Annotated in this window: 14 protein-coding genes; 3 read left to right on the top strand and 11 right to left on the bottom strand. The window is 61.5% G+C overall.

Annotated elements, in window-relative coordinates; translation table 11 throughout:
- The first annotated feature begins 2 nt into the window (after positions 1 to 2).
- A complete protein-coding gene (locus J5286_RS24630; protein WP_209192421.1) occupies positions 3 to 233 on the top strand; it encodes a hypothetical protein in 231 nt (76 codons plus the stop codon).
- Positions 234 to 291: 58 nt separating this feature from the next.
- On the opposite strand, the gene minE is transcribed toward J5286_RS24630, so the two are convergent.
- The 11 genes from minE to J5286_RS24575 all read right to left on the bottom strand — a co-directional run bounded on the left by minE (position 292) and on the right by J5286_RS24575 (position 10,244).
- On the bottom strand, positions 292 to 549 hold the full coding sequence (gene minE, locus J5286_RS24625; RefSeq protein WP_018896962.1) for a cell division topological specificity factor MinE: 258 nt from the start codon (positions 547 to 549) through the stop codon (positions 292 to 294).
- Positions 546 to 1,361: a septum site-determining protein MinD gene (gene minD / locus J5286_RS24620; RefSeq protein ID WP_018896961.1), complete on the bottom strand. Its 816-nt coding sequence runs from the start codon at positions 1,359 to 1,361 to the stop codon at positions 546 to 548. Before minD ends, minE begins: the two co-directional genes overlap by 4 nt.
- A gap of 32 nt (positions 1,362 to 1,393) precedes the next feature.
- Entirely contained in the window at positions 1,394 to 2,116 is a 723-nt protein-coding gene (gene minC / locus J5286_RS24615; RefSeq protein WP_112949416.1) for a septum site-determining protein MinC, read from the bottom strand.
- A 214-nt stretch (positions 2,117 to 2,330) separates the two neighbouring features.
- Positions 2,331 to 2,468 carry a DUF1127 domain-containing protein gene (locus J5286_RS24610; RefSeq protein WP_111565103.1) on the bottom strand — a complete coding sequence of 46 codons (138 nt, stop codon included), beginning with the start codon at positions 2,466 to 2,468 and terminating at the stop codon, positions 2,331 to 2,333.
- A gap of 186 nt (positions 2,469 to 2,654) precedes the next feature.
- Complete coding sequence (locus J5286_RS24605) at positions 2,655 to 3,497, bottom strand: alpha/beta fold hydrolase (RefSeq protein WP_449090032.1); 843 nt, start codon at positions 3,495 to 3,497, stop codon at positions 2,655 to 2,657.
- 358 nt (positions 3,498 to 3,855) lie between these two features.
- Complete coding sequence (gene derI, locus J5286_RS24600) at positions 3,856 to 4,311, bottom strand: D-erythrulose-4-phosphate isomerase (protein WP_018896957.1); 456 nt, start codon at positions 4,309 to 4,311, stop codon at positions 3,856 to 3,858.
- Entirely contained in the window at positions 4,308 to 5,105 is a 798-nt protein-coding gene (locus J5286_RS24595) for a triose-phosphate isomerase (RefSeq protein ID WP_209192419.1), read from the bottom strand. Before J5286_RS24595 ends, derI begins: the two co-directional genes overlap by 4 nt.
- Positions 5,106 to 5,147: 42 nt before the next feature.
- Complete coding sequence (locus J5286_RS24590) at positions 5,148 to 6,083, bottom strand: sugar-binding transcriptional regulator (RefSeq protein WP_209192418.1); 936 nt, start codon at positions 6,081 to 6,083, stop codon at positions 5,148 to 5,150.
- Positions 6,084 to 6,146: 63 nt separating this feature from the next.
- Entirely contained in the window at positions 6,147 to 7,079 is a 933-nt protein-coding gene (locus tag J5286_RS24585; RefSeq protein WP_209192416.1) for a TIM barrel protein, read from the bottom strand.
- 11 nt (positions 7,080 to 7,090) lie between these two features.
- Positions 7,091 to 8,605 (bottom strand): glycerol-3-phosphate dehydrogenase, encoded by a 1,515-nt coding sequence (locus J5286_RS24580; protein ID WP_209192414.1) that lies wholly within the window; start codon positions 8,603 to 8,605, stop codon positions 7,091 to 7,093.
- A gap of 85 nt (positions 8,606 to 8,690) precedes the next feature.
- Entirely contained in the window at positions 8,691 to 10,244 is a 1,554-nt protein-coding gene (locus J5286_RS24575; RefSeq protein ID WP_209192412.1) for an FGGY-family carbohydrate kinase, read from the bottom strand.
- A gap of 932 nt (positions 10,245 to 11,176) precedes the next feature.
- Between J5286_RS24575 and J5286_RS24570 the strand changes: the two genes are divergently transcribed.
- The gene (locus J5286_RS24570; protein WP_111565095.1) at positions 11,177 to 11,833 is read left to right on the top strand and encodes a DUF2291 domain-containing protein; all 657 of its coding nucleotides are present in this window, start codon (positions 11,177 to 11,179) and stop codon (positions 11,831 to 11,833) included.
- Positions 11,830 to 13,380 (top strand): sugar ABC transporter ATP-binding protein, encoded by a 1,551-nt coding sequence (locus J5286_RS24565; protein ID WP_047503587.1) that lies wholly within the window; start codon positions 11,830 to 11,832, stop codon positions 13,378 to 13,380. Before J5286_RS24570 ends, J5286_RS24565 begins: the two co-directional genes overlap by 4 nt.
- Positions 13,381 to 13,402 lie beyond the last annotated feature (22 nt).

Raw genomic sequence — 13,402 nt, 5'->3', positions numbered from 1 at the left:
CGATGAATGAAGCCCAGTTCATGGCACTATGCAAAAACGGGAAATTCAAGGAAGCGCTGACGCTTGCTTTGGACGGCAAGGAGAAGGCGAAGTTTTCGCCGAGCCGCTTCGCAATCGATAAGAAGTCGGGCACGCCAATATTCTACCGCGGCAACAAACGCGTCGAGATCGGCGCCGATGGCGAGTGGGAACTGGCCAAAAACAACTGGCAGCCTGGCGGTCCACAGGACTGAAGTCCGCCACACCGTCATTTGAAAGCGGCACGTTATGTGCCGCCTCCCCTATTCTTGCTCAGGCAGCGCGGGCTGCGTTCAGCGGGATCTCGACGTCGATCTCGAGGATCGACATATGCTCATCGCGATCCATTTTCACATGCACGCGGTCGTTGTCGACCTGCACGTGCTTAGCGATGACGGCGAGGATTTCTTCGCGCAGAACCGTAATCAGATCAGAGCCGGTCGACGACCGCTCGTGAGCCAGGAGCACCTGCAGGCGCTCGCGGGCCGCCGGTGCTGTTCTCTGTTTTCCAAAAAGCCGAAAAATGCTCATGCGGCCTTCCTTCCAAAAATCTTGCCGAAGATACCGCGCTTCTCGCCCGGCACCGTCATCGCAACTTCTTCACCGGCCAGGCGGCGTGCGGCGTCGAAATAAGCCATCGCGGGCGCGCTCTTGCTATCTGCGAGCGTGACCGGAGCGCCGATGTTGGAAGCGCGCAGAACGTCCATGCTTTCAGGAATGATCCCGAGCAGCGGGATGGAGAGGATCTCCAGCACGTCGTCGACCTTGAGCATGTCGCCACGCTCGGCGCGGTTCGCATCGTAGCGGGTGAGAAGCAGATGCTTCTCCATCCGCTCGCCGCGTTCGGCCTTCAGCGTCTTGGAATCGAGCAGGCCGATGATGCGGTCCGAGTCGCGAACCGACGAGACTTCAGGGTTGGTGACGACGACGGCGACATCGGCATGGCGCATGGCAAGCGTCGCGCCGCGCTCGATGCCGGCAGGGCTATCGCAGATGACCCAGTCGAAATGCCGCTTCAGGTCGGCCATGACGCGCTCGACGCCCTCTGCCGTGAGATTGTCCTTGTCGCGAGTCTGGGAGGCCGGAAGAAGGAAAAGCGTTTCGAGGCGCTTGTCGCGGATCAGCGCCTGCGACAGCTTGGCGTCGCCCTGGATGACGTTGATCAGGTCGTAGACGACCCGGCGCTCGGCGCCCATCACCAGATCGAGGTTACGAAGTCCAACGTCGAAGTCGACCACGACGACCTTCTCGTTTCTCTGCGCAAGAGCCGCTCCAAGTGCCGCGGTGGAGGTTGTCTTTCCAACTCCGCCCTTGCCTGAAGTGACGACGATGACTTTCCCCATCTTTCTCTCCTAATATCCTGGCCAACCTGGGCTCAGCTAAGTTTCTCGGCCTTGATCGCGTCGTCTTCCAGCCAGAGCTGGACTGCTTGTCCGCGAAGCCCCGGCTCCAGGTCTTCCGCCATTTTGTAAATGCCATCGATGGCAACCAGTTCAGCCTCGAGCCTGCGGCAGAAGATGCGCGCCGAGGCATTGCCCAACGACCCCGCCATCGCCCGTCCACGCAAGGCACCGTAGACGTGGATCGAGCCGCCAGCGATGACTTCCGCGCCCGATGAGACCGACCCGATGATGGTCACGTCGCCTTCCGCGAAAATCACCGACTGCCCGGAGCGAACCGGCTCCCGGATAACCAGTGACTGCGGAGTTTGCCGCGTCTCGATTGCGTCAGGCTTGCGTGGCGCTTCGAGAACAGGTTCGTTCTGCGGCATTTCGAAATCGGAAACCGGACGCCCGCCCTTGAGCGCCGGCGGCATGCCTGGTCCGATCAGCGAAGGACGCCCGCCTTCGATGCCCATAATGCTGACATTGCGCTCGCCGAGCGCCGCGATCAGCTCCTTCAACTGCGCGCGGTCAACTTCGAGCTCACTGATATCGAGCACGACAGGGCGCCCGAGGAAAAAGCCGGCCGAGCGCGCGGCCAGATCATCCAGCCGTACCAGCCAGTCATCGAGCGGCAGGTCCGGCGAAAGCATCACCGCCAGAAATGAGCGGCCCTTGATACGGATGGAGCGGGCGTCTGTTAGCAATTTGGTCATCTACGTTAAGAAATCGTTGAGATTTATTAACGATGAATTGGTTAACAAAAGATTAACGCGGGTGTCTCAGCCGGCCGCGAGAGGCGTCGAAGACAGGGCTTTTTCGAGGGCGGAACGGCAGTATGAAACACCCCGAATTCGTGTTGTGAAAGACCCAGAAACGATAAAGGCCCGCTTAAGCAGGCCCATCGGAAGCAATCAGGTAGTGATTTGATCAGCGACCGTATACGCGGCGCTTCAGATCGGAGCGGTTAACACCGATGTCCTTGAGGGCAGCGTCGTCAAGGCGGGAAAGTTCACGGTATGCTTTGCCGAGCTGAAAATACTCGACAATCCTGTTGGCGATTTTCATTGCATTTCTCCTTTTTGAATGCCCAATTATTTATCTCATTGCCCGGATAATGAGCAGAGATAAATTTGCATAAGAGGCATCCGAGAATCGCAATCGGTCCTGCCGGAAAGGCAAATGCGCACCCTGGCGTGCGCAGCCGACGACATGAGCCGGCCGCATGCGCCAGGGCGATTGATCGATACCCGGTTAGGCCTTGATGAAGGCCAGCAGATCAGGGTTGATGACATCCGCATCCACCGTCAGCATGCCGTGCGAGAAGCCGGGATAGACCTTCAGCGTGCTGTTCTTCAAAAGCTTCGCCTGCAGCAGCGAGGCATCCTTGTAGGGCACGACCTGGTCGTCATCGCCCTGCAACACCAGCGTCGGCACGTTGATCGCCTTCAGATCGTCGGTCTGGTCCGTCTCCGAGAACGCCTTGATGCCATCATAGTGCGCCTTGGCCGAGCCCATCATGCCCTGCCGCCACCAATTGTCGATCACGCCCTGGGATACCTTGGCGCCGGGCCGGTTGAACCCGTAGAAGGGACCGGAGGCGACGTCGATGTAGAACTGGGCGCGGTTGGCGGCTAGCGCCGCGCGGAAGCCATCGAAGACTTCCATTGGCGTGCCATCCGGGTTGCCCGGTGTCTTCAGCATCAACGGGGGAACGGCGCTGACCAGCACTGCCTTGGCGACACGTCCCTGCGGCTGACCATACTTGGCGACATAGCGAGCAACTTCACCGCCGCCGGTGGAGTGACCGATGTGGATCGCGTTGCGCAGATCAAGGTGTTCGGCAACGGCGGACGCATCGGCGGCATAGTGGTCCATGTCATGGCCGTCGCTTACCTGCGCGGAACGGCCGTGGCCACGACGATCATGAGCGACGACACGGTAGCCCTTGCTGACGAAAAACAGCATTTGCGCGTCCCAATCATCGGACGAGAGCGGCCAGCCATGGTGGAAAACGATGGGCTGGGCGTCCTTCGGACCCCAATCCTTGAAGAAGATTTCAACGCCATCTTTCGTCTTCACAAAGTTTCCGGCCATGGGAGTTGCTCCTTTTGCAGTGTGTGATGTCTTTTGCTTCGCGGCGAAGGCCGGCGTGGCCATCGCGAATGAAATCGTTGCTCCGGCAAGCATTGCTTGGCGGCGAGAAAGCGGGAATGAAAATTCGTTTGCCACAGGGCGCTCCGTCTCAAATCATCAGAGCCGGCTACGCCGCCCTTTGATGTCAGGAGCTTATGGAAACGACGCGCTTGGCGATTGTCGTTTTCAGTGACGTTTGGATATTCGTGCGGAGAATCGTGGCAGACGACAGAAGTGCCGCTGCGGCATGAACGCGGACTTGGTCGACGCGCTCATGGAGGATACGGCCCGCCAGGCGCGGGCCGTATCTCTCAGTCTATCAACGCTGATTGTACTTCGCGTCGAGTTCGTCCATTGCCTTGACGTTGCCGGCGGAGCGGCCGTTTTCGTCGAAGGTCTGCGCCAGGAACGCATCGGCGATGGCCTTGGCGAGTTCAGGTCCGATGACGCGCGCGCCCATGGTGATGATCTGGGCGTTGTTCGACAGCGCGGCGCGCTCTGCGGAATAAGTGTCGTGGGTCAGCGCGGCGCGGATGCCGGGGACCTTGTTGGCGGAGATGCAAACGCCGATGCCGGTGCCGCAAACAAGAATCGCCTTGTCATAGGTGCCGTCGATCACGCCCGACGCCACGCGGTCGGAAAGGCTGGCGTAGAATGCATCCGGGCCCGCGCTCGTGCGCGAGACTTCGGACACCTCGTAGCGATCCTTCAGATGGTCGGCGAGAACCTTGGCGAGGCCTTCGCCCGCGCTGTCTCCTGCGATTGCCAGTTTCATGCTTTTTCTCCTTCGAGTTTGGCGTCAAGTTTGGCGGCGCATTTCGCGAGGATGTCGAGATAACCTTCGACGTTCCAGGCCGAACGGCCGATGAAAAGCCCGTCTATATGTGGGCTTGAGATGAGTTCTTCGCAATTGCCGGGGTTGACCGACCCACCGTAGAGGCAAGGAATGCGGCGACCCAGCACCTCCTCTGCAACGGCAATGATTTCGGCCTGGCGCGCATCGGCGTATTCGGCCGAAGCCGGAATGCCGTTGACACCGATCGCCCAGACCGGCTCGTAGGCGAGCAGGATCTCGGCTTGTTTCTGCGCGCCGGTCAGCTTGGAAAGTGCGCCGCGAACCTCGGTTGCAAGTACCTCGGCGGCACGGCCGCTTTCGCGGTCGGCCAGCGTCTCGCCGATGCAGATGAGCGGGACCAGACCATGACGAACGGCCGCTTCAGTCTTGAGGCCTACGGTCTCGTCGGTCTCGCCGAAGAACTCCCGCCGCTCGGAGTGGCCGAGTTCGACGATGTCGAGATTGCAGTCCTTGAGCATCACCGGCGACACCTCGCCGGTCCATGCGCCATCATCGGCCCAATGCATGTTCTGCGCGCCGACCTTTACGGAGGTGTCGGCCAGCATGGCCTTGACCTCGCGCACCGCCGTGAAGGGCGGAATGACGAAGCGCTGGATGCGCGGATCGCGCGCGCCATCCGCAGCCTTGAGGCCGTTCGCGAAGCTCTGCGCCTCGGCAAGCGTCTTGTTCATCTTCCAGCTGGTGCCGATCCAGAAACGCGGTGAGTTGGCCATGTGCAATCCTATTTCCTGTCTTGGTCTTGTCTGATCGTACCGCTAGCGCAGAAGCGCCTCGGCCGTGCGTTCGTCGGTAATGAGCCCGTGGAGGCTGCCGCTGCGCAGAACAGCGCGGATCGCCTCGACCTTGCCGCCGCCGCCCGCAATTGCCACCAGCCGCTCCGTCCTCGGCTGCGGCAGGCTTGCCGAGAGCGTTCGCTCGGTCAGCGCGGTGTCGAGAATGCGGCCGTTGGAATCGAAGAAGTAGCCGAGGATTTCGCCGACACCGCCGGCAGCCGCCACTTCCTTAATCTCGCGCGCCTCGATCATTCCCGATTGGACAAGCTGCGCTTGCGTATCGACAGTGCCGAGCCCGACCAGCTTCAGCGTGGCGGTGTTTGCGAGGTCCATCACTTCCTTCACGCCGCGCTGCGCCAGAAGCACCTCACGGTCCTCGGCCGTGTTGGCGAAGAAGGGAACGGGCATGACATAAGCAGGCATGCCGGTCTTTTCGGCAATGCGGTGCATGACGTCGTAGGGGTTGGCCGCGTAATTTCGGGTCAAGCCGCCGAGAAGCGAGACGAAGCGCAGGTCACGGGCGGAGACGCGCGGCAAAAGATGCACTGCTGTCGACAGCGTGCGGCCGTGGCCAAGCCCGATCACGGCATTGTCGCCGCGCTCGATCTCGCGCTTCAGGAAGTTCGAGCCGGCAAGGCCGAGCGTTCGAAAGATCGATTCGTCTTCGCCGACATAGGGCGTCACTTCGCAATATTGCAGGCCGAAGCGTTCGGAGAGGCTGTTCTCCAGCGCGACGCACTCGATGATGTCGCCTTCGATGCTGATCTTGACGACACCTTCGGCCACGGCGCGCGCGATCAGGCGGTGCGTCTTCACCGAGGGCAGCCCGAGACGTTTGGCCACCTCGGACTGCGTCAATCCGCCGGCGTAATGCAGCCAGGCGGCTCGCACCGCAAGCGATTCTTCCGGATCGTTCATCGACAGTCTTCTCCCGATTTGGCCATGCGCATATCCCGCCTCTTTTTTCGATTCGCCTTTCGGTCAGATATGCAGGTCGGCGATGCCGGTGTCGATGTGGGGAGCCCAGAACGCGACGCTTTCGGCGATCTGCGAGATCACCTGGCGGTCGTTCGGCTCGCGCTCCTTGAAGGATAGCTCGAGGCAAATCTCGTTATCCTTGGCCCCACCCTCGGCAAATGCCTTGAGCAACTCCGGCGGCTGGATGCGGCCCTTGGCGTTGAACTCGGCCGTAAACGGCCGATGCCCGCCCTTGTCCATCAGGCTCTGCTTGATGTGGATGATCGGCGAAACCTTGGGCACGGCGCGCGCCCAGGCGTAGGGCTCGAAGTCATCGGGGTTGCTCGACGTCACGTCGCCATGGTCGATATCGGCCATCATCCACATCGGCACGGCCATATTGGCGGCGGTCAGGCGGTCCTGCAGCTTCATGCACTCGGCGATCGTCTCGCCGAACTCGCGGCCGATGCTCATCGGCTCCCAGAAAACGTAGGAGAGGCCCGCCGATTTCGCATGCTCGGCAACCTCGGCCCAGCAATCGATGGCGATCTTGATCAATTCCTCGCGCCGCGCGGGATCGTCGAAATCCTTGTAGGTGAAGATCGCGAACTGCGTTCCGACCGAGGTCCCGCCGAGATCGGCGGTGATATCGGCGAAAGTCTTGAACCAGTCGACATAGTAGCGACGGACATCGGCATCGGGATGGCCGAAGTGGTTAAGGCGGCCGTAGGGCCCGGTCATGCCCGAGGTCACCCTGACGCCGGTGCGCTGGAGCGCCGCCGACATGTTGCGGGTCAGCCTACGGATGACGGGCGCCTGCCAGCTTGGATTGATGAACTCGTGGGTCAACTGCAGGTCGCGGATGCGCAGATTCCGCGCCACGGTTTCGATCAGGTCATCCGGCTCGGCGAAACGATTGACGAGCGGGTTGGTATTCAAGGAAAGGGTTAATGCCATGATCGGTATCCTCAGGCGGCCGCAACGAGATTCGCGCCGGCGAACCAGTCGGCAAAGGCGGCCTGCTCGGCCTCGCTCAGATGCAGATAGTGCTTGGTGCGGCGCTTCAGCACGTCCTCAGGGGTCAGCGCCCACTCGGACGAGACGAGATAGCGAACCTCGGCCTCATAGAGATGGCCACCGAAGTGACGGCCAAGCCCTTCGACACCTTTTGCATCACCGACGATCTTGCGGGTGCGGGTTCCGTAGAGACGGCCATAGTGCCCGGCGAGCGTGCGCGACATCCAGGGATAGGTTTCCTTCAGACCGTTGAAAAAGGTCTCGTAATCGGCCTTCGGCATGTCGCCGCCCGGAAGTGCCGCGTGCTCCGTCCAGTTATCGGACATTTGCGGGAAGATATGCTTCAGGCGCTGCATGCCGCGCTCGGCGAGTTCGCGGAAAGTGGTGATTTTGCCGCCGAAGACGTTGAGAAGCGGCGCGTTGCCGGTCTCTTCGAGATCGAAGACATAGTCGCGCGTCACGGCTGACGGGTTGCCCTTGCCATCGTCGAACAAGGGACGCACGCCGGAGAAGCTGTGCAGCACATCCTGGCGGCGGAGCTTCTCCTTGAAGTAGCGATTGACGGCGGTGAGCAGGTATTCGATTTCCTTCTCGTCGGCCGCGACATCCTCGGCCCGGCCTTCGTAGGAAATATCGGTCGTGCCGATAAGGGCCTTGTCGCCCTCATAGGGGTTAATGAAGATCACGCGCTTGTCGTGGTTCTGCACGAGATAGGCGTTGGAGCCCGCCCAGAACTTCGGCACGATGATGTGGCTGCCCTTGACCAGCCGGACATTGCGGCTGCTGTTGGCACCGGCCACGCGACCGATGACATCTGACACCCACGGGCCCGCCGCATTGGCGATACAGCGGGCGCGGAAATTGCGGGTTTCGCCGGTGACGCTATTCTTGGTGGTGATGCTCCAGCCGCCGTTCTCGCGGCGGGCAGAGACGGCTGCCGTACGGGTCAGAACCTCGGCGCCACGCTCGGCGGCATCGACCGCGTTGAGCACCACGAGGCGCGCATCGTCGACCCAGCAGTCGGAATATTCGAAGCCGCGGGTGTATTGATCGAGGATCGGCGTGCCCTCGGGGTCACGGCGCAGATCGAGCGTGCGGGTGCCCGGAAGCTTCTTGCGACCGCCCAGGTGATCGTAAAGGAAGAGGCCGAGACGGACGAGCCAGGCCGGGCGATCCTGCGGCGAGTGCGGCAACACGAAGCGCATCGGCCAGATGATGTGGGGGGCGGCGTTGAGCAGCACCTCGCGCTCGATGAGCGCCTCGCGTACCAGCCGGAATTCGTAATATTCGAGGTAACGCAGGCCGCCATGGACCAGCTTGCCGGAGCGCGACGATGTCCCCTGCGCCAGATCGTCCTTCTCGCACAGAACGACCTTCAGGCCGCGGCCCGCCGCATCGCGGGCGATGCCGGCGCCATTGATTCCGCCACCGATCACGAACAGATCCACCATTCCGGACTCAGTCATCAACATGCTCCTTCGGATGCTTTTGCATCAACACATTCATTCAGCGCGGCCGCGCATCAGTCGCGGCCCGGCGCGGGATTTCCGTCTATTGCGTGGCGACCAGCTGATCCCAGGCGGGCGCTACCGCCTCGCGCACCATCACGTAGGCCTTGAACAGGCGCTCGAAGCGTTCTGCCTGCTCGCTGTCGGGCGCTTCGGCCTCGCCAAGCAGCGGCGTCACCCATTCGGCAATGCAATCGTCCATGTTACGATAGGCGCCGATCGCGACCGCCGCCATCATCGCAACGCCGGCAGCACCCGCCTCTTCGCGCCTGGACACCCTGACCGGGGCATTGACCGCCGCCGACAGGCAACCGCGAAGTGCGCGCGAACGCGCCGCGCCGCCGGTGATCCGGAGCTCGTCAGGCATATCGCCCATCGCCGCGTAGCAATCGCGCGTCGCCATGCCGAGACCCTCGACGACGGCGCGCAACAGATCGGCAAAGCCGTGGCGCATGGAAAGGCCGGTGAAGCCGGCGCGGGCAGCGGCATTGACGAAGGGGCCACGCTCGCCGGCATCCGAGATATAGGGGTGATAGAGCACCGAACCGGGCCGGCTTTCAGCGAACCAGCTGTCGATGCGGGCGATCAGATCGGCATGCGATACCGTCTTGCCGCCATCGGCCATCAGCGAGCCGGCCATTTGCAGCAGCCAGTCGATGTTGATCGTGGCGCTCATATTGGTCTGCACCTGAGTAACGATCCCTGGCATCGGCAAGGCGATCACATAACCCGTGCCCTCGGCATTGAGTTGCACGTCGGCCACCGCCTTGGCGCGCATGTGAACGCCGGTGGAGCCGACGGTCGAGCAGGCGGCGTTCTGACCCGCGCTGCGCACGCCGGCGCCGAGCGCGGTCATGACCATGTCGACATAGCCGAGACTGACCGGCGTACCGGCAAGAAGCCCACAGGCCCGCGCCGCATCGGCCGACAGCGGATGAGTGACCTCGGTGCCATCGATGATTTCAGGCAACAGCGACCGGCGGCGGGACAGTCCGAGCGCATCGACCGCCGCGTCGTCATACTGCCGCGTGCGGAAATTGCCGAAGGTGAAACTCGCTTCCGAGGGGTCGGTGGCGCGGACGCCCGTGAGATTGAGATAGAGCCAGTCCTTGCAATGAAGCGCGACCTCGGCGCGATCGAGAAGATCGGGCTGATTGCGGTCCATATGGGCGATCTGCGCGCCTTGCTGGCAGGTATTGAGGCCGGTCCCTGTCGCTTCGAAGCGGGCGCGATTGCCTTCACCGGCGCTGAGTCGCGTCACGGTGGGCGCCGCACGCGCATCGAGCCAGAGCCAGGCATCGCCAACCGGCCGGTTGTCGGCGCCGACGAGCCATGTGCCGTCGCCCTGCCCTGTCACGGAAATGGCCGCGGTGCGCTCCGCAAGGCCCGGCACTTTTTCACTGAGGCCGCGCAACGCGGTCACGCAGTCGGTCCAGGTTTGCGTCAAAGACTGCGTCGCCGAACCGTCATCGCCGGTCGCATATTGATTGCGCGCCGAAGCGGACGCGATCTGGCGCCCGGAGAGCTCGAAGGCAACCGCCTTGATAACCGAGGTCCCGGCATCGATACCGATAATGATCTGTCCACGTTCAGACATCGAAAGCCTCGTCGGCCACGATAATACATGCCGCTGGATACGGCATCCTCATCCCATTCATGGTCACTCCTCCCAGACGACCGCCGATGGACCGCGCCAAGCGCCACCACTCAGGCAAGTACGTCGCATTGCGACTGCTCCTCGTGAGATCAGACTGAAAGACCTCGCCTCGGGCAGCAACCGGAAACCGGCAAGCACCGGATTTTCGTTTCATGCAGAATATAACACAAACTTATCACTGCAAATGAATTTTTTTTCTGTTGTCGCAATTTTTTTCAGCTATAATGCGAACCATCAAATAGACACGATCGGCGAAGCGCTCGACTGAGCGCCATTGCGCAAGTACGGCGAGGATGCTCCTCAGCGCCAACGCGCATGCCAGAGTAGATCTCAAGCAAATACACTAATATCAATAACTTGTGATCTCGTCACACGTTTGGTTGCGCATGCGGCGGTAACGCAAGAGATTACAAAACGTTGCCCTGTTACCGCCCTCTCCGCGCGCCAGCCCGATCGTTATCTACAACCATCAACATCGCCTAAAACGAAAAACGCCACCGAATGGCCGATTGACAAGGTGCAATCTTTATAACATCTTTACTGCCATTGATAACACGGCGATACCATAGCTCACGGGCTGACACGGTATCTGCGTGAAGCGCCTGGCGGTTGGAGGAGAAACAAACGCCGGGTTATTGAGGAGGATCACGACGGTGCGAATTTCTGTTTCCAGACATGGCTTGGCGTCCCGCCAGCACTTCCGCCCCGACGCGCGATCGCCGCATGGCGGCCTCCTCGCCAACTCTCCAGCCAACATACTGGCCAATACACAGGATTGTCGCCCGACCGACCGGTCGCGACGTCGATAATCCCTCATCCCCTTTTCTTTCCCTCAACAGGAAATCCGGTCTCGCGCCGAAGGTTGTCAGAAAATGAGCATAGAAACGGACTACGCGGCTTCCCAGCCGAAGAGCGGCAAACTGAAAATCGCGGTCGGCATTGCGGCCGTCGTGGTTGTCGTCGGTGCGATCGCGCTGGACACGAAGGTTGTCCATATCGGTTCCGAAAACGACGTGCGCCAGCAGGCGTTTTCCTCGGAAACCTACGGCGTGGAGCAGTTCCCGAAGATCGCGGCTGATGTCGAGAAGCGCGCTGTTCCAGCTGCCGAGCTTGCGCCGGCCGCCCTCGCCGACAAGAAGGCGGCGGGCGAGAAATACGGCGTCGCAACGACCACAGGCCCGGTCCTGCCGGTCTCCTTCTCCGGCGTCGTCGGCGAGCGCAAGGGCAACATCAACGAGGTGAAGGTCGATGGCTTGCCGCCCGAAGTCGTCATTCGCATGCAGACCGGCCCGGCGATCAACGGCACCGATCTTCGCGATGCCACGGGTACGATCGAGTTCGGCCAGTTCACCAATCAGATCGAGTACCAGGATGCCGGTTCGGCGATCAACAACGAGATGAAGAAGGCAGTGCTCGGAAGCGTCGACCCCACGCAGCTCACCGGCAAGACGGTCACGGTTACCGGCGTCTTCAAGCTCATCAACCCGAAGAACTGGCTCGTCACCCCCGTCAAGGTTGAAGTCAAATGAGCCAGGCAAGCCAACGCCAGATCAAGGGTGAGATCGGTGAGGTCGTGCTCAGCGCCCGCAACGTTGCCAAGACCTATGGCAGCGTGCAGGCCCTCAAGGGCGTGAACTTCGACATCCATCGCGGCCAGGTCACCACGCTGTTCGGCGAAAATGGTGCCGGCAAGTCGACGCTGATGAAGATTCTGTCAGGCGTCGTTCGCCCGACATCGGGTGAGATCATTCTCGACGGGCAGACCGTCAACTTCGTGTCCTCGACGCATGCTCGCGAATGCGGCATCTCGATCATCCACCAGGAACTCAGCCTGGCGCCCAACTTGAGCGTCCGCGACAACATCTTCATGGGCCGCGAGATCATCACGGCGGGAACCGTCGATTTCGCCGAGGAAGAACGCCAGACCCGCGCGCTGCTCGAAGAGCTGGAAGAAGATATCGATCCGCTGACCCCCGTCGAGGATCTCCGCCTCGGCCAGCAGCAGATTGTGGAAATCGCCCGCGCGCTGTCGGTCAATTCGCGTATCCTGATCATGGACGAGCCGACCTCGGCGCTGAGCGCCACCGAAGTCGAAGTGCTCTTCAAGGTCATCCGCGATCTCACCAGCCGCGGCGTCTCGATCGTCTATATCTCGCACCACCTCGAAGAGGCGTTGCAGATCACCAACCATGCCGTTGTGCTGCGCGACGGCACCATGACCGCCTATGCCGAACGGAAGGACATCGATCTCGAATGGATCGTCCGCAACATGGTGGGCGAGAACTTCGATCTCGGCAGCCCGCCAACCGGCTATGAGATGGGCAAGGTCGCGCTCTCGATCAAGGAACTCACCGTTCCCGGCCCTTCCGGTGCTGCCTATAACGCGGTCGACCGCCTGTCGCTCGATGTCCGCGCCGGTGAGATCGTCTGCATTTATGGCCTCATGGGCGCCGGGCGTACCGAGCTTCTCGAATGCGTGGCCGGACGCCTGCACGCAAGCGGTGGCCATATCCTTCTCGAAGGCCAGGACGTCGCCGGCCTCAGCATCGCCAACCGCATTGCAAGCGGCCTCGGCCTCGTTCCCGAAGACCGCCAGCGTGACGGCCTGGTGCAGACGATGACCGTCGGCACCAACCTGTCGCTTGCCAGCATCGGCGCCTTCACCAAGGGGCTCTTCACCTCGGGGCGCCGCGAGCGGGAACTGGTCACGGATTCGATCCGCAAGGTTCACATCAAGACCGACGGAGGCGCGGCAGCCATCGGCTCGCTCTCCGGCGGCAACCAGCAGAAGGTCGTCATCGGCAAGATGTTGGCGACGCATCCGAAGGTCATCCTGCTCGACGAGCCGAGCCGAGGCATCGACATCGGCGCCAAGGCCGAGGTGTTCAAGCTTCTGGCCGAACGCGCCAAGCAGGGGCTGGCGGTGATCTACTCCACCTCGGAAGTCGCCGAATGCCTGAGCATCGCACATCGCATCATCGTCATGCATCGCGGCAAGATTTCCGCCGAGTTCAGCTCTGACGTCACCAAGGAAAAGATCATGGCCGCCTCTGGCGAAGCAGTGGTCGCGCACTAGCCCGGAATTATGGAGCACTGAT

Origin of the sequence: Rhizobium sp. 16-488-2b (assembly GCF_017741815.1) — a bacterium.
Classification (GTDB): domain Bacteria; phylum Pseudomonadota; class Alphaproteobacteria; order Rhizobiales; family Rhizobiaceae; genus Rhizobium.
This window is presented reverse-complemented; position numbering and strand designations above follow the sequence as displayed.